The organism is Streptomyces sp. NPDC057694, assembly GCF_042799415.1.
GTDB lineage: Bacteria > Actinomycetota > Actinomycetes > Streptomycetales > Streptomycetaceae > Streptomyces.
In genome coordinates, this window is the sequence record NZ_JBHVIX010000032.1 from 6,024 (window position 1) to 22,678 (window position 16,655).

14 protein-coding genes are annotated in these 16,655 nt (G+C 70.1%); 2 read left to right on the forward strand and 12 right to left on the reverse strand.

Annotation, left to right across the window (positions count from 1 at the left end):
* Nucleotides 1-166: 166 nt before the first annotated feature.
* The 10 genes from wrbA to ACFVDP_RS39355 form a co-directional block, all read right to left on the reverse strand.
* Entirely contained in the window at nucleotides 167-778 is a 612-nt protein-coding gene (wrbA, locus tag ACFVDP_RS39310) for an NAD(P)H:quinone oxidoreductase (protein WP_383501058.1), read from the reverse strand.
* Between the two features lie 22 nt (nucleotides 779-800).
* Nucleotides 801-1,703 (reverse strand): aromatic prenyltransferase, encoded by a 903-nt coding sequence (locus ACFVDP_RS39315; protein WP_383501061.1) that lies wholly within the window; start codon nucleotides 1,701-1,703, stop codon nucleotides 801-803.
* 51 nt (nucleotides 1,704-1,754) lie between these two features.
* Entirely contained in the window at nucleotides 1,755-3,230 is a 1,476-nt protein-coding gene (locus tag ACFVDP_RS39320; protein WP_383501064.1) for an FAD-dependent monooxygenase, read from the reverse strand.
* 102 nt (nucleotides 3,231-3,332) lie between these two features.
* Nucleotides 3,333-4,535, reverse strand: coding sequence for an acyltransferase family protein (locus ACFVDP_RS39325; protein WP_383501067.1), 1,203 nt, complete (start codon nucleotides 4,533-4,535; stop codon nucleotides 3,333-3,335).
* Between the two features lie 178 nt (nucleotides 4,536-4,713).
* Entirely contained in the window at nucleotides 4,714-5,193 is a 480-nt protein-coding gene (locus ACFVDP_RS39330) for a hypothetical protein (RefSeq protein WP_383501070.1), read from the reverse strand.
* A gap of 133 nt (nucleotides 5,194-5,326) precedes the next feature.
* Nucleotides 5,327-6,241, reverse strand: a complete 915-nt coding sequence (locus ACFVDP_RS39335) for an aromatic prenyltransferase (protein ID WP_383501073.1) — start codon at nucleotides 6,239-6,241, stop codon at nucleotides 5,327-5,329.
* A 52-nt stretch (nucleotides 6,242-6,293) separates the two neighbouring features.
* Nucleotides 6,294-7,289, reverse strand: coding sequence for a class I SAM-dependent methyltransferase (locus ACFVDP_RS39340; RefSeq protein WP_383501076.1), 996 nt, complete (start codon nucleotides 7,287-7,289; stop codon nucleotides 6,294-6,296).
* On the reverse strand, nucleotides 7,286-8,446 hold the full coding sequence (locus ACFVDP_RS39345) for a DegT/DnrJ/EryC1/StrS family aminotransferase (protein WP_383501079.1): 1,161 nt from the start codon (nucleotides 8,444-8,446) through the stop codon (nucleotides 7,286-7,288). Before ACFVDP_RS39345 ends, ACFVDP_RS39340 begins: the two co-directional genes overlap by 4 nt.
* Entirely contained in the window at nucleotides 8,443-8,970 is a 528-nt protein-coding gene (locus ACFVDP_RS39350) for a cupin domain-containing protein (RefSeq protein ID WP_383501082.1), read from the reverse strand. Before ACFVDP_RS39350 ends, ACFVDP_RS39345 begins: the two co-directional genes overlap by 4 nt.
* A gap of 41 nt (nucleotides 8,971-9,011) precedes the next feature.
* Nucleotides 9,012-10,028: a type III polyketide synthase gene (locus tag ACFVDP_RS39355; RefSeq protein ID WP_383501085.1), complete on the reverse strand. Its 1,017-nt coding sequence runs from the start codon at nucleotides 10,026-10,028 to the stop codon at nucleotides 9,012-9,014.
* A gap of 561 nt (nucleotides 10,029-10,589) precedes the next feature.
* Here ACFVDP_RS39355 and ACFVDP_RS39360 point away from each other — a divergent pair.
* Nucleotides 10,590-11,921, forward strand: coding sequence for a multidrug effflux MFS transporter (locus ACFVDP_RS39360; RefSeq protein WP_383501088.1), 1,332 nt, complete (start codon nucleotides 10,590-10,592; stop codon nucleotides 11,919-11,921).
* A gap of 150 nt (nucleotides 11,922-12,071) precedes the next feature.
* Here the strand turns inward: ACFVDP_RS39360 and pcaB are convergent, their stop codons facing one another.
* Together pcaB and ACFVDP_RS39370 are read right to left on the reverse strand one after the other, a co-directional pair.
* Complete coding sequence (gene pcaB / locus ACFVDP_RS39365) at nucleotides 12,072-13,502, reverse strand: 3-carboxy-cis,cis-muconate cycloisomerase (RefSeq protein WP_383501091.1); 1,431 nt, start codon at nucleotides 13,500-13,502, stop codon at nucleotides 12,072-12,074.
* Nucleotides 13,499-15,499, reverse strand: a complete 2,001-nt coding sequence (locus ACFVDP_RS39370) for an FAD/NAD(P)-binding protein (RefSeq protein WP_383501094.1) — start codon at nucleotides 15,497-15,499, stop codon at nucleotides 13,499-13,501. The genes pcaB and ACFVDP_RS39370 overlap by 4 nt, the downstream gene beginning before the upstream one ends.
* A 459-nt stretch (nucleotides 15,500-15,958) precedes the next feature.
* Here ACFVDP_RS39370 and ACFVDP_RS39375 point away from each other — a divergent pair, with 459 nt between their 5' ends.
* On the forward strand, nucleotides 15,959-16,453 hold the full coding sequence (locus ACFVDP_RS39375) for a hypothetical protein (protein WP_383501097.1): 495 nt from the start codon (nucleotides 15,959-15,961) through the stop codon (nucleotides 16,451-16,453).
* Nucleotides 16,454-16,655: the final 202 nt, after the last annotated feature.

Sequence of the window (16,655 nt, forward strand, 5' to 3'; positions counted from 1 at the left end):
CCTGGCGTTACCACCAACACCCCTACTCCTCCACTCCCGTTCCTCCCCCGTTCCTCCGTACGGCCCCAACCGGCCCCCCTGTCGACCATGTTTCCCCTCCCCCGTCCCCCCCCCCCCCCCCCCCCGCGGTGCCGGTCGCTCGGGCGGCGCGGGCCGCTCGGGCCGTTCAGGCGGCCGCGCGGCCCGCCTTGAGCGCCGCCGCCGTCTCGACGACGCGCCGGGCCTGGTGACGGGCCGACTCCAGGGTGTCCTCGCCGGGCGCGCCCAGCGCGGCGACGTGCGAAGTCCCGTACGGATTGCCCGTCTTGAACTGGATCGGGTCGGTGTAGCCGGGGGGCACGATGATTCCGCCCCAGTGGTAGAACGTGTTGGACAGCGCCAGGATCGTCGACTCCTGTCCGCCGTGGGCGGTGTTGGAGGCGGTGAAGGCCGAGCACACCTTGCCCGCGAGCTGGCCCTGCGCCCACAGCGGACCGGTCGTCTCCAGGAACGCCCGCAGCTGGCTGGCGGGGTTGCCGAAGCGGGTCGGCGTGCCGAGCAGGACCGCGTCGGCCCAGCCGAGGTCATCCAGGGCGGCCTCGGCGATGTCGGCGCTGTCCTGGATGTGCTGCGCCCAGGCCGGGTTGGAGTTGATCGCCTCGGGCGGGGCCAGTTCACGGACCTTGCGCAGCCGCACGGTGGCGCCGGCCTTCTCCGCGCCCTCGGCGGCGGCCTGCGCCAGGGCGTGCACGCTGCCGGTCGCGCTGTAGTAGATGACGGCGACGTTCACGGGTGACATATTCCGTTTACCTCTTCCCTCTTCAGCTGTTGTCGGAGACCAGCAGGATGTTCTCCACCCGCGACTGCCACTTGTAGTACGACTGGAGCTTGTGGTACTCGCCCTTGGGCGACGACGTGATCGCGTAGACGAACTGACGGTCGTCGGTGCTGTAGGGCGCCTCGTTCACGAAATGCTCGATCTTGGGCTCGATGCGCACCGGCAGCGTCGTCGGATCGGGCGTCATGGCCGCGATGGTGATCCGCTCGACGTTGGGCGAGTCCCAGGTCAAGGTGGCGTAGATGCCGAACGCCTGCTCGCCGAGGCGCAGCAGCCGCTCGCTCGGCTCGGCGAGTCCCGCGTCCCGCAGGATCGAGCGGATCCCGTCGGCCTGGAAGGTCTCCTCGGGGGCCGCGCCGAAGTACAGGTTCACCGACCTGTTCGGGTAGTCGATCCCCACCAGACTGACCCGGTCGGCCAGTCGGTAGCTGGTGAAGAACTCGAGGTTGCCCGCCACGCTGGGCGGCAGCGACTCCAGGCGGACCAGGTCGGACAGCGACTGGAGGTCGTCGGTCGGGAAGAAGGACCAGGTCTTCTTGAAGCCGCCGACGACCCCGAAGTCGATTCCGCTGCTGGTGACGGGGAATTCGCGGTGCAGCTCCCCGAGCAGACTCCCGACGGGATGGTCGGTCTTCGGGCTCAGGCCGCTCTCCAGAGCGACCGCGTACGGGTCCATGTCCATGGGCAGCATGGTGAAACGGCAGTCGAAGTCACCGTCGTTGCGCTCCCCGGTCGCCACCCGGAAGGCCACCACGGCCTGCGCCAGGGTGTCCCCGTAGGCGGTCAGGATCGGCCAGACCGTCTCGCGCGAGCAGGTCACGTCCACCAGCCGGGCGGATTCCTCGATGACCGAGTAGAGCCCTGTCAGCTCATGGTTGTTCGACATACATCCCCACGTTCGGTTGACGGGCGCGGTTGTGACGGCCCGTGAGGGCGGTTACGCGTGGTCCGGTGCGCCGAACCAGCGGTCGAGCGCGGCCGTCAGACCGGCCGCGTCGTCGCCCACCCAGGCGATGTATCCGTCGGGGCGGACCAGCAGCGCGGGGACCTTGTCGAAGGCCCCGTCCGCGGGCAGCGTGCCGGTGACCGTGGTGACCCGGTCCTTGTGACCGGCCGCGGCGTACCGCAGCTCGGCGGAGTCGGACAGGTCGAGCAGCACGCCGAGGGCCGGGTGCAGCAGTTCCGGCGTGGCGACCGGGCCGTTCGCGGTGTCGAGCGTGCGCGCGGGCAGCCGGCGGCCGACGAGCGGGTGGCCCTCCGGGTCGATGTCGTAGCGGATGTCGACGTGGCTGACCATGCCGGCCAGGTGACGCTTGACCTCGTCGAGGGCGATCAGCTCCGCGTACAGGTCGCGCAGTCCCTGCGACTCGTCCCCGCCGAAGATGGACATGGCCTGCGCCCGGGTATTGGCGAGCAGCCGCCGGCCCACCGGGTGGCGTTCGCCGTGGTAGGTGTCCAGCAGGCCCTCGGGGGCCCGGCCGCGGACGGTGGCGGCGAGCTTCCAGCCCAGGTTGACCGCGTCCTGCACACCGGCGCTCATGCCCTGGCCGCCGACCGGCAGATGGATGTGCGCGGCGTCGCCCGCGAGCAGCACGCGGCCCTTGCGGTACTCGGCCGCCTGGCGGGTGGCGTCGGTGAAGGAGCTGACCCACAGCGGCTTGCCCGCCGAGATGTCCTCACCGGTCACGCGCAGCCACGCCTCGGCGACCTCCGCGTACTCGGGGGTCTCGTCGTGGTTGTCGACCGGGGCGTCGTACTCGGTCATGATGACGCGGTCGATGTCGCCGCCGGGGAAGACCTGCACCAGGCCGAGCGGGAGGCGCTCGCCGAAGGGGCGCGGGCGGACCCCGGAACCGGCCACGTCCGCCAGGTGCATGACCTGGGTCCCGGAGGTGCCGGGGAAGTCGATGTCGGCGGCCTTGCGCACCGCGCTGTGCGCGCCGTCGGCGCCCACCACGTACTGGGCGCGCAACTCCTCGCGGGTGCCGTCGGGGGTGGTCACGGTGACGGTGACGCCGTCCTCGTCCTGCTCCAGGGCGATCAGTTCGCGCCCTCGGCGGATGTCCGCGCCCAGTTCGCCGGCCCACGCCTCAAGGACCGCCTCCGACTGGGACTGCGGGATGCCGCGGGCGCCGAAGTTGGCGTCCTCCAGGACGGTGTAGTCGAAGGGGATGCCACCGAAGTGCCCCATCGGCATGGTCTCGACGGTGCCGAAGCGGGGCACGAGGCCACGCTGCTCGAACGACTCCAGGGCGCGGGTGGTGAAGCCGAGGGCACGCGACTGGCCGGTCGGCTGTTCGAGGGCCTCGGCGACGATGACGTCCGCACCGCCCAGGCGCAGCTCCCCGGCCAGCATCAGGCCGGTGGGACCGCCCCCGACGACGATGACATCGGTGTCCAACTTCCTGGCCATGTCAGTCCTTTCCTCGCGCGCGCCGACGCGTGGTGATGTTGTGGTGAGGGAACGCTCAGTGCGGTTTCTTGACGAAATGTCAGTTATGGGCCGTGCACCCGTTCAGACGGCCCCGGTCACCGCGGCGGGTTCGGGGCTGCGGGGCGCGGCCGGTGCGGGCCGCTTCCTGCCGCGGCTGAAGCGGTTCATCATCGGAACCTCGACCAGGCGGTACAGCAGCCAGCCGGCCAGCAGGTTCGTGAGCAGGAGCGCCAGCAGCATGCCGAGGGCGGGAACGACGGCGAAGGTATGGGACCCCAGCACCTTGGGGCGGCCGTAGAAGACGACCACGTCCTGAATGACGTAGAAGGCGAAGGAGACCTTGCCCAGCCAGACCATGGTCCTGCTGGCCAGCCAGCCGCCCTCGCCGCGCAGGTCACGTGCGGCCGCGGCACAGATGAGCATGCCGATCGGGATGATCGTGCCGACGTAGAACTTGTACGGGTAGGGCAGGGCGAACGTGAGCCAGTACCCGGCAGCGAAGGCGACGGCCGAGACGGTGAGTCCGATACGGGGCCACAGGCCCGCGGCGACGATCCTGGCCAGGACAACGCCGAGCCCGAACTCGAAGAGCCGCCCGGGCGGGAAGCCGTAGCTGAACCAGAGCTGGTTCATCCACAGGTCGTATCCCGGCACCCGGACACCGCCGGAGATGAACGCCTGCGTCACCGCCGGCACGGCCACGACGCCGGCCACCATCACACCGGCCCACAGCCACAGCCTGCTCTCCCTGATCCGTCGCGCCAGGACGAGGAACAGCGGGAACAGCGCGTAGGCGAACACCTCCACGCACAGCGACCAGGCCGGGAGGTTCACGCTGGAGATGACCTCCGGCTGGTTGCTCCAGGTGTGCACCAGGAAGAGGTTCGGCAGCCAGGCGTGCACCGGGGTGGACGAGGCGAACAGCCACATCGCCAGCGCGAACACCACGAGGTGGTTGGGGTAGATCTTCACGGCGCGCCGGCGCCAGAACGCCGTGACCCGCTCTCCGGGTTTCGACGACCACGTCAGCACGAAGCCGCTGAGCACGAAGAAGAAGGACACCCCGACGAAGCCGGGCGAGAAGAAGTCGGCCACCCCCTTCGCGATGTCCTGGTCCGCGAAGAAGCTGATCGGCAGGTCCGGTCTGACGGGACCGGAGAGCAGCGACGCGTGGGAGAGGAACACGAGCGTGGCCGCCCACCATCGCAGGCCGGTGAGCGACGGCAGCGCGGCCGCACGCTGCGGTGGACCGCTCAGGGTCGGTGCGGCGATTCGGTCTGCCATGGGCGTGCTGCCTTTCGGTCACCTGTACGGTCTGTTGAGGAGGTCGCGTGCGCGGCAAGAGGCGCGGGCAAGAAGTGCGAGCAGGAGGAACCGCCGCGCATTCACGTGCACGGCGTGGAGCGGTGATCGAAGGTCCGCCGAAGGCCCTGGAACGGACCTGTGAAGGGGCTTGAAGGGCCTAACCGACCAGATAGCGCTGAATGGTCGGGGCGATAAGCGTGACGAGTTCGTCGGACGATGCCGAGGAAATCGGTTCGAGGCGGAGAATGTAGCGCAGGATGACCATTCCCCATACCTGTGCCTGCGCCGCATTGATGTTCAGCGGCGGCACTTTGAGGATCTCCGCCACTTCATTGATGTCGAGGGTCTGCTCCAGTCCGAGCGCCTTGCCCAACTGGCTGAAGATCTGCGAGGACTGGGCGGACATGAAGGCGCGCATCTTCTCCGCGCCCGCCTCGTCGGTGATCGCGGCCGTCAGATCCGCGAGCAGCTGCGGCCGGACCGCGGGGTCCTCCCACTGCTTCAGAGAGGCCCGCAGCAGACCCTCGGCCAACTTCTCCCGCTGCCCGGAGATGGACTCCGCGCCGGCCTTGGCCAAGGCGTCCCCCAGTGCGCCGAGGGCGGTCTGACCTTCAGTGATCGTGTGTGCTTCGGGCATGTTTCCCTCCGTGGGGTACAGGAGATTTCCGTGAGCGACGAAACCCGGGACTGCAATCGTCGCTCACCCCCTCTAGAGCCCGGCTGGAGTTCTGCTGCGCCCTGGAATTACCCGTGATCACCGTCAGGAAGGATCACACCTCTTGTCCGGTGAGATTCCGCAGCAAGGTCCGCATCAGAGGTGAAACCCGGGTGTAGGGGCCGAGATTCAAATAGGGCCCGTCGGCGGTCCACTTGCAGGCCGCGATGACGATGGGATCTCCGCCATAGGTGCGTCGGGCGCCTCGCACGAACTTCTCGACCTCCGGCTCGATGCGCACCGGAAGTGCCGAGGGGTCCCAGTCACGCACCGGCGCGGGGGCGTAGCAGATGCGCTCGACCCGCGCGGAGTCCCAGCTGAGGGTGACGTACACCCGGAACGACCGTTGGGCGAAGGCGAGATGCTCCGCGTCGGGCCGTGGCAGGCCGAGCTCGCGCTGCAGCGACAGGATGTTCTCCGCCTCGCCGAACTCGGCGGGGAGCCCGGCGAAGTACAGATTGACCGTCCGGCGCCGGTAGTCGATCCCGATCATCGCGGCCTGGTGCAGATGGTGACGCGCGAAGAGGCCGACGTTCTCGGCCACGGCGCGCGGCATGGACGGTACGGCCGCGAGCTGCTCCAGGGTGAGCGGGTCGAAGGGGAAGTGGGCGTAGATCTTGCTGAAGCCGGCGCTCACCCCGCCGTCGATGAAGTACTCGCTGACGGGCACCCGCTCCCGGATGTCCGCGAGCAGGGTGGCCGCCGGGTGGTCGGCGACCTCGACGAAGCCGTGCCGCACGGCCGTGGTGTAGGGGTCGGGGCCCTGGGTGGGCACGGTGATGGTGTAGTCGAGCTCGGCCGTGGGGTGTTCGCCCGTCGACACGCTCAGTACGATCCCGGCGTCGGCGAGGGCGTCCCCGTACGCGGTCAGGACCGGTTCGATCCTCTCGCGCGAGCAGGGCACCCCCACCAGCCGGGCCGATTCCTCGATGGCCGAATAGACGTCCTCGACCTCGGTGGCTTGGGACACGGGTCCTCCAAATGTCTGCCGGTTCCGCCGGTGGCGGCGAAGGGCCGTCCCGCTAGCGGGCGACGACCAGGGTTGCGGGCGGGGCGGAGTGGAACGAGACGTCTCCGAAGCCGGCCTTGAGCAGCCAGTCGCGGTATTCGGAACGCCGCCAGGTGCCGCCCTGGTTGGACTTGAGGAGCATTTCCGAGGCGAACAGCAGCGGGAACGCCGGGCCACTGCGGTCGTCGTCGACGACGTAGTCGCAGACCACGAGGGCACCACCGGGCTTGAGGGACCGGCGCAGCCGCTCGAAGACCTCGGTGTTCTCCTCGGGGCCCTCCTGGTGGGCGATGTGCGAGTAGAGCGCGACGTCGTAGAGCCCCTCACCGAAGTCGGTGGAGTGGAAGTCGCCGTCGATGCAGGTGAACCGGTCGGACAGGCCCCGCTCCTCCAGGAGCCCGCGGGCGATCTTGTTGATCGGCTCCCAGTCCAGCTGGGTCGAGCGGGCCCGCGGGTTGGCCTCCAGCCACAGGGCCGAGTAGATGCCCGAGCCGCCGCCCACGTCGAGGATCGACACCTCGCCCGCCTCCGGCAGGTTCAGTACCTCCGCGGCGAGCGTGGCCGCGGGGACCGACTGCGCGGCGATGGCCGGGACGACCAGCGCCCAGTGCGGGTTGTCGGCGACCTCGGTCGTCGGATCCGTCACCGGCCCGCCGGTGCGCACCACTTCGGGCAGGGTGGACAGGCTGCCCATGTGGGTCAGCTTCAGCTGGGCGAAGCTGCTCAGGCACGCGGGCTTGCCCTCGACGAGGTACTCCGACGCCTCCGCGGTGTTGCGGTAGCGGCCCTCGCGCAGCTCGACCAGGCCCACGCTGACGAGTCCGTCGAGGAGCGTCTGGGCCCCGCGTTCGGAGATCTGCGCGCGGGTCGCGAGCTGGTCGGGGGTGTCGGCGCCGTTCTCCAGATGGGTGAACACCGCGTGCCCGGCTGCCGTGCCGACGATGCCGGTGGCCCAGTAGCCGTTGACGAGTCGCAGGACGGTGTCCGGTGTCGGCTGGTTGTTGGTCATGCTGCCCTTCCTGGGGCCCGGGTGGACGCCGAGTTGGCGCGCAGCGCGGTACGCACCGCGGCCACGACCCTCTCGACCTGGTGCGCGGTGAGCTCGGCGTGCATGGGAATGGCGAGGTTGCGCCGGAAGAGGTCGGCGGAGACGGGGCACGTCTGCTGTGCGGCGAACACGGGCTGCACATGGGACGCCCAGGTCCCGTGCCCGCAGCCGATCCCCTGTGCCCGCAGGTCGGTGGCGACCCCCGCGCGGTCCACGCCGGCATCCAGTGTCACCACGTAGGACTGCCAGGCGTGGGTGCGGTCCGCGGGCACGTGCGGCACCGTGAGCAGTTCCTCGTCGGCGAAGTGTTCGGCGTATTGCGCCGCGACGGCGCCGCGGCGTTCCAGCAGCTCGCCGATCCGGTCCAGTTGGACGCGCAGGATCGCCGCGGCGATGTCGGACAGCTTGAAGTTGTAGCCGATCTCGGTGAACTGCGAGATCGGCAGCCCGACGACCTGCGCCTGGTCGAAGATGCTGCCGATGCCGAAGGACGACCGCAGCCGGGCGTCCGCCGCGATCGCCGGGTCTGTGGCGATCAGGGCACCGCCCTCACCGCTGGTGGCTCCCTTGCGTCCGTGGAAGGACAGGCAGGCCACCTCGGCGAGCGTGCCCGCCTCCCGCCCCTGGTACGTCGCGCCCACCGCGCAGGCCGCGTCCTCGACGAGGAACAGCCCGTGCCGGTCGGCGATCGCCTGCAGCGGCGCGTAGTCGGCGGGCAGTCCTACGGTGTCGACGGCGATGATGCCGACGGTGCGCGGACCGACCAGCGCGGCGACGGCCTCCGGGTCGACGGTGCCGGTGTCCGCGCGCACGTCGGCGAAGACCGGGGTCGCACCGACGTAGCGCACCGCGTGGGCCGGGGCGGGGAAGGTGTAGTCGGCGACGATCACCTCGTCGCCCTGCTTGACGCCGAACGCGAGCATGGCGAGGTGCAGTGCGGCGCCGCAGTTGCTCACCGCAACCGCGCCCCCTGCGTGGTAGCGCTCCTTGAGCTGGGCCTCGAGGGCCTTGCCCTGCGGGCCCTGGCCGGCCGGCCAGCCCGAGGCGAACACCTCGGCGACGGCGGCCAGTTCCGCCTCGCCGAGGCTCGCGTGGACCAGGGTTATCTCCTCGGTCATCCTGCCGCCTCCGGTTCGAAGCGCATCGGCGTGATCTGACGGACGTCGTAGCGCCGGCGCATCTCCTCCACTGCCTCGGGATCCACCGCCCTGCCCGTCGACCAGATCTCGGTGATCTCCTCGAAGTAGTGCTCGTGCTCGGGAGACGGGTAACTCTGGAAGAGCATCGTCGTGGGCTTGTCGGTGGGGTTTCTGAACGCGTGCGGCGTCCCCGACGGAACGAACATGCAGCCGCCCGCCCCGACCCGTACCGCTCGCTCGCCGTCGGCCGATTCCCAGTGGTGCCAGGTGTCGTGGGTGCGCTCCTTCGGCTCGAAGCACAGGATCTCCAGCTCGCCCTCCAGGACGTAGAAGAACTCCTGCGACTCGCTGTGCACATGCGCGCCGACGTCGAAACCGGGCGGGACGACCACTTCGAAGATGGAGATCGAGGAGCCCTGCTCCTTGGTCGCCTTGAAAGTCACTTCCTGCGCCTTGGTCACCAGCTTTCGTCCCTGGCCCGCGGGAGTGATGAGGTTGCTCATGCCAATCCGCTTCCTTTGTCCGTACGGGATCCGGCTCGGGGTCAGTCGACGAGCTGCGGTGTGTCCACGGCCCAGCGGCCCAGTGCCATCTCGGCGGTGATGCCGGGACCGAATCCCGCGATCAGACCCGTGGCATCGGGGGCCGGGGCGTCTTCCTCGAAGAGCCTGCGTGCGGCGTCCAGGACGACGGCGCTGGCGATGTTGCCGTACTCGCTCAGCGTCGCCCAGCTGTGCCGGAACACCTTGCGGTCGACCTCGAGGAACTTGGCGAGGTCGTCCAGGATGCGCGGACCGCCCGCGTGCACGATGTAGAAGTCGAGGTTGCCCGCGTCCCAGCTGTGGTCCTTGGCGAACTCGCGCAGCACCGGGGCGAGCGGCTCCATCGTGCCCGGCACCCGGCGGTCCAGCTGGAAGTGGAAGCCGGTGTCCTTGACCGCGTAGGAGATCCAGTCCTCGGTGTTCGGGATGAGATAGGAGGCGTTGCGCTCCAGCTCGATGCCGACGCCACCGATGCCGCGCACCACGGCGGCCGCGACCGCGTCACCGAACAGGCCGTCGGACAGCAGGGATCCGATGTCGTCCGCGTCGGGCTGATAGCACAGCGAGCACAGCTCGCACGACACGATCAGGACGTTGCTGCCCGGGTGGGCCGCGCAGAAGTCGTGCGCGCGGTTGATGGCCGCGCCACCCGCCGCGCAGCCCAGCTGGGCGATGGGGATCTGCCGGGTGTCGGAGCGCAGCCCGAGCTTGTTGATGAGCCACGCGGTCAGCGAGGGCATGGAGAAGCCCGTGCAGGACACGTAGATGATCGCGTCGATGTCACGCACCGTCACATCGGCGTTCTTCAGCGCCTCTTCGATGACCTCGGGGCACCGCTTCTTCGACTCGAGCTCGTAGATGCGGTTGCGTTCCGTCAGGCCCGGGTGCTTGAGCGTCGCCTCGATGGGCTGGACGATATGCCGCTTCTGAACACCCGTGTTCCGGATCAGCCGCAGGGCCAGCGGCAGTTGTGGCTTTCCGCGATGGACTCTTTCGGCGAACGCCAGAGTCTCTTCCATGGTGATGACGTTTTCCGGCGCCCTCACCGCGGGCTTGCATAGCCTTGGCATACCTGGGGTCCACTTTCTCTAGAGTCCGCTTTCCGTACGTACATGAGCGATCCGCGCGCAGGGGCAGCGGCCGACCTGGCGGTACGGCGGACGGACGTGCTGACGCCGGCCCGCACGAGCGCGTCGGCGCATGCGAAAGCCCCCTGCCCCGCGGACGGCCGCGGACGACGGCGAGGGAGGGTGAAGGGAGGTGGAACGCGAGGGGGATCTGTGCCGATCACGGCACGGAAGCGGTCTGATCGGACGATGCGACCGGACCGTCTGGTGAAACGCCTGAATGCCTGCCGCTCATCAGCTTTTGGGCAGGCGTGGCGTGCCGAAATAGTGACATGCCTTTCATCGCTCCGCCAAGGGCGAGTGAAAGTGACGTAGGTCACGTTGCGGTGCGACGGTGCGCCGCACCGCCCGGACCGAGTCGCTCCCCACCGGTTCTGTAGCCCTCTGCTGCCACCATCGGTCAGCAGACCCAGTAGTCCCGCACCACACCGCACGACTGGACACGGAGGCGGCATGTCTCAACGCATCGAGGAATCCGGCGCCGACGGGCGGCCCCCAGGGCGGCGCGCACCGGCACGGACAGGGCACGATGCGGTCGGATCGGTACAGGGGCGGCGGCGTACCGGACTGCTGGTCACGCTCATACTCGGCGGGCTCGCCGCGGTGCCGCCGCTGTCGATGGACATGTATCTGCCGGCTCTGCCGGAGGTCACCCACTCGCTCGGCACCTCAGCCACCAATGGGCAGTTGACGATCAGCGCCTGCCTCACCGGGATGGCGCTCGGGCAGCTCGTGATCGGTCCGATGAGCGACAAGTGGGGGCGGCGCAGGCCGCTTCTGACCGGTCTCGTCGTCTATGTTCTCGCCGCCACGATGTGCGCCTTCGCGCCGAGCGCGGAACTGCTCATCGCCCTGCGGCTGTTGCAGGGACTGTCCGGCTCGGCCGGCATCGTCATCGCGCGCGCGGTGGTGCGCGACCTGTACGACGGCATGCGGATGGCCCGCTTCTTCTCGTCGCTGCTGCTGATATCCAGCGTCGCCCCGATCATCGCGCCCGTCCTGGGCGGGCAGATACTGCACTTCACCAACTGGCGCGGCATCTTCGCGCTGCTCGCCGCGATCGGCGTCGTGCTCATCGCGCTCGTGTGGCGCCGGCTGCCCGAGACCCTCGCCCCTCAGCGGCGGCAGAGCGGCGGCTTCCGCGAGGCGCTGTGGATCATGCGCGGGCTCTTCGCAGACCGGGTGTTCACCGGATACATGCTGGTCAACGGCTTCGCGTACGGCACGCTCTTCTCGTACATCGCCGCCTCGCCCTTCGTGGTCCAGGAGATCTACGGAGCGTCCCCGCAGATGTTCTCCCTGCTCTTCGGGCTCAACTCGCTCGGCCTGATGGTGGTCGGCCAGATCAACGGCAAGGTCCTCATCGGCCGGGTCGGCCTGGACAAGGCGCTCGGGTGCGGGCTCGCGGTGATCGCTCTCGCCGGATCGGTGCTGATGGCGGTGACGGCCGGCCTCTTCGGGGACGCGGGAGCGACTCCCGTCGCCGCCTGCCTCTTCGTCATGATCTCCGCGCTCGGCCTGGTCCTGCCCAACACCAACGCGCTCGCCATGATGCGCACCCCGCACGCCGCAGGTTCCGCCTCGGCGCTGGTGGGCATGTCCTGCTTCGTCATGGGGGCGATCACCTCGTCGCTCGTGGGCATCGCGGGCAAGGACACGGCGGTACCCATGGCCGCGGTCCAACTGGGCAGCGCGCTGACCGCGCTCGCCTGCTTCGTCGGCGTGTGCCGGCCCTGGCAGGGGGCGTCCGTGCCGCCGGGGACACCCGTCACATCCAAGTCCTGAACGGGCGGGTGCCCCTCCCCCGCTCACCCGTGCGACCGGACGACCTGTTCGTAGAGCCACCGGCGAAGCCGGTGGCTCAGCCTGGGCGCGTGCCGCTCGACGGCCACCGGCCGCGCGGGGAGCGGCCGGTGACACACCTGGTACGAGACGTCAGGGCGCACGGCGCGTCCCGGCGACGGTGCGGCCTGCGGGCGTGGCATCGGCGAGCGCCCGGTCGACCAGCGGGCCCGCGACACCGGTGTACCGGCCCGGTTCGAGCAGGGCAGCGGCCTCCTCACCGGTCAACACGCCCTTGAGCCGCGGGTGTTCGGCCAGCACCAGGTGCAGGGGCCGACCGGAGGCGGTGGCGGCGAGCGAGGCCTCGGTGAGCAGCGCCTTGGCGGCCGCCTTGCCCAGACGCGGGGCCAGGACGGCCGAGACACGTTCGGAGACGAGCTGTCCCCCGGTCGCCTCCAGGTTGGCGCGCATCCGGTCGGCGTCCACGGTCAGGCCGCGGGCGAGTTCGACGGCCGTGTGCGCGGCGCCGCCGGTGAGCCGCAGGCACTCGCGCAGCGGCTGCCACTCGGCGTGCCACACTCCGGCGGAGCGTTCGTCCTCGGCGCTCAGGCACTGGTGCAACACGGCGGCGAGAGCGGGGACCTGGAGGGCCGCCGAACGGATCAGGCAGGCCAGCACCGGATTGCGTTTGTGCGGCATCGCCGATGAGGCGCCCCGTCCCGCCACCGCGGGCTCGGCGGCCTCGGCCACCTCGGTGCGGACGAGTACCAGTACGTCCGCGGCGATCTTGCCGAGTGCGCCGGCCGTGTGCGCGAGCCCGGCCGCCAGATCGGCGATCGGGGTGCGCAGCGCGTGCCAGGGAAGTACGGGCACGGCGAGTCCCGTCTCGGCGGCGAAGGCGGCCACCAGTTCGTCGAGGACGCGGGCGGGGTCGGCGTCCTCGCCCGCGTACTGGAGGTAGCCGGCCAGTGTTCCCGCGGCGCCGCCGAGCGCCACCGGAAGCCCGTCGCGAGCGATGCGTTCCAGGCGTTCGGCCGCGTCCAGGACCAGCTCGCGCCAGCCGGCCGCCTTGAGCCCGAACGTCGTGGGCACGGCATGCAGGGCGAGCGTCCGGCCCGCCATCACCGTGTCCCGGTGAGCGGCCGCGAGTTCGCCGAGGGCGGCTGCGACCTCCCGCAGATCGGCGACGATCAGACGCAGCGTCCGCGCGGCGACCAGCATGGCGCCCGTGTCGAAGACGTCCTGGCTGGTCGAGCCGCGGTGCACGAACTCCGCGGCCTGCGGGGAGCGTTCGGCGACCAGCGCGGTGAACGCCTTGACCAGTCCCACGACCGGGTTGGCGGTCTCCCGTGCGGCCAGCGCCAGCTCCCGTGCGTCGAGCAGCTCGGCGCGCGCCGCGGCCGTGATGGCCTCGGCCGCGGCGGCGGGCACGGTGCCGCAGCGGGCCTGGGCGCGGGCCAGGGCCGCCTCCGCGTCGAGCATGGCCTGCAACCAGGCGCTGTCGCCGACGGCGGCCTCGGCGGGGGTGCCCGCCCTGACCGGCGAGAGCAGTCCTGCGTCCAGATGTGCGGGGAAGGGGTTCATGTGCTCGCCTTCGCGTTCGGTACCGGGCGGGGAGCGGAAGCGACCCGGCCCGTCGGCACCCCGCCCGGTCCCGCGGGGACGAAGGGCAGCCGGGGCAGCGCGAGGACCGCCGCCGCGATGGCGTCGGAGTCCTCCAGGGTGACGGAGCCGACGCCGGGTCTGATGCCGGCCGCGGTGACCCAGTGCACCGACTCGGTGGGCACCCCGTAGGCGAAGCGCCTCGCATGCGGTACGCCCTGGGCGTCGATGACGTGGAAGGGGCGCTCGGTCACCGCCAGGCCCCCGGTCTCGTACGGGATGCCGTCGGCGCCGGGGATGCGGTACGTGCGGCACTGTCCGGTGCGCAGCAGCTGGTCCAGCAACGGGTCGGCGGTGCGCCGCAGATCGATCTCGGGCAGCCGGGCCTCGACGAGCGCCGAGGCCCGCACCCGGGTGTCCGCGATCTCGCTCGACGTGGCGGTGAAACACGGGCCGAGCGGGTCGCGGGCGTCGGCGGTGATCCGCAGACCGGGTCCGGTCACGTCCAGGACGCCGGCCTCGATGAGCGCGGACATCTCCTCGATGCGGGAGGCCGGCGGGCCGATGGACAGATAGGCGTTCAGCGGCGTGTACCAGCGGTCGAGGTCATCCCGGTGGGACGCGGCGGTCAGGCCCGCGTGGTCGATGGCGAGCCGCAGTTCGTTGCGCAGGTCGCGCAGGACGTCGAGGGCAGCCTTGACCGGCCCGCTGACGTTGCCCTGCCGGGCGAGGCGGACGTCGTCGTCGAGATGGCCGCGCAGCCAGTCGCGGAAGGTGGCCCGGTCGCGCAGGGCGCGGGTGCCGTAGGGGCGGGCGATGCGCTCCCAGTCCCAGTGCTCGGCGGGCGCGACACCGGTGGCGTCAAGGAGCGCGTCCTCCTCCGCGCCCGGCTCGGCGTACAGATAGCTTTCGATGAACTCCTCGACCGTTTCGGGGAGTTCGCCCCGGGCCGTGAGCAGAGCCGCGTAGTAGACGGCGCACACCTCCTTGGAGATGAGCGGCCACAGGTCGGCGGCGAAGTCGATGCCGCCGCGGCCCGGCTGCCTCGCACGCAATCGGGTGATGTAGCCGGCGGTCAGCAGCCGGGGCAGGTGACGGCCGTGTGCGCCCTTCTGGTTCTCGCCGCGCGAGTGGTAGGGCACCCCGCGCCGGGATCCGGCGTGCAGGCGCGGCTCGCGGCCCGACGGCCGGTAGACGAGTCTGCCGTCGACGCGGGTGAAGACACCGCCGCGGCCCTGGGTGAACAGGGCCAGATAGTCGAAGAAGTTGAGCCCGAGCCCGCGTACCAGCACGTCCTCGTCGGGCCCGATGTCCGACAGGTCCACATCGGCCGGATTGGCGGGCGGCAGATAGACCAGCCCGTGCCGGGCCGCGAACTCGGTCATCTCCCGCTCCGTCCGGGTGAGGTGCACCGGAACGTGCCCCTGGGCGAGGACGACCGCGCCGAGTCCGGTCAGCCGGGCGCCGTCCTCGAGCACGACGGTCTGCGTGCGTGCGGGCCCCTTGCCGTGATCCTCCAGCGCGACGGCCCGCACCGGGTGGGTCCGCACCGTCACATGCGCCGGTGCACCCGTGACGACCTGCTGGAACGCCCAGGTCAGATAGGAGCCGTAGAGCGCGCGGGTCGGATAGCAGTCAGGGCCGAGACGGCGTGCCTCGGAGAGGATCTCCGGGGCGAGGGCGGCCCCGGAGCCGGGTTCGAGCGCCCGTGCCCGCAGCGTCTTGGCCCACTGGTACAGACTCGGCCCCTCCGCCAGTGGCCCCTCGATGCGCACACTGGCGTCGGTGTAGACCGTGACCTGGGACGCGACGGTGTTCATGAGCAGATGACGGGACTGCGTGGGCCGCCACACCCGTCCCGAACCGGGTGGGTCCGGGTCGACGACGTGCACCGTGACGGCGTCCCAGCGAGGGGACTTTCGCTCCTGCGCACAGAGCCGTTCCAGGACGGACAGACCCCGGGGACCGGCGCCGACCAAACACACCTCCAAGTGGGGATCCGGCTCGCTCGAGGACAACTGAACGGCCGCCGCCAGGGGCAGCCCTGCGGTAAGCGCGACACCGATCGGACGTTCGCCTCCGTGTGTTCCAGACACAGCGCCTCCTTGTCGCCGTAACCGTCGGCGCAGACGCTCAAACAGGGCTCGGATTCGCCTGGAACACGGCTTGAGGGGAGTCGCCGAGCGATTCCCGAACAAGGCTTGAGAGGGACTCCACTGCTCGTCCGTACGTTCTCATCGGCAGTCCGGAATCGGCCAGGTGGAATGTCCTTGCGGATCTGAGATGAAGGAGACCCGATGCAGGTTCACTCGTGCCCCAGATGCCACACCGAGGGAATCCGCATCGGTGCCGGCCCGCTGCTTTGCGTCGGCTGCGTCAGGCATGTCGAGCGTCAGCTGCGCGCATTGCCTTATCTGCACCAGGAATGCCTGAACCACGTGTCGCCCACTTCTCGGCGGACGAATCCGACCAAGGTCTCCGGAAGTCGCAGGAACGACTTCGTCGACATCTCCGTGCTCGACAGCCGGCACAACACTCTGGCAGTGCTCGAATCGTGGTCCGGGATCGTCCTGGAGCAGCTTCGGTGTGCCGCACCCGAGCGCACCGTGCCGGGCCTGGCGCGCTTTCTGATCCGCCACCTGACCTGGCTCGCCTCGCAGGCCCCCGCCGTGGAGTTCGCGGACGAGGTCGACGGCCTCAGCGGCGAGCTGCGCCGCATCGTCGACCCCGACCCCGGCAATCTGCAGGCGCTCATCAGGCAGTGCGTCGTGGAGGGCTGCGGCGGGACGATCAGCACTCCCACACAGCACCAGAAAGGCGGGAACTCATCGGTGAGCAGCGTCAGTTGCTCGGCCGGACATTCCTGGAAGATGCACGAGCTGCTCATTCTGGGGCGGCTCATGGAGCGGCAGCGAAAGGGCGTCGACGCATGATCAAGCCACCCCGTCACCGACTCGTTCCCACGAATGTGGCGGCACTCGCCGTGGGAGTGAAGGAAGCGACCATCCGAAAGTGGGTGAGCCGCGGAAAGATCACACGGTACGGCACACCCGGATGCCGCTCCGAGTTCGACATCGAAGAACTCACCCGGATCGCTCTGCAGCGTCAGCTCTGACGTTTTCCGAATATCCGAAT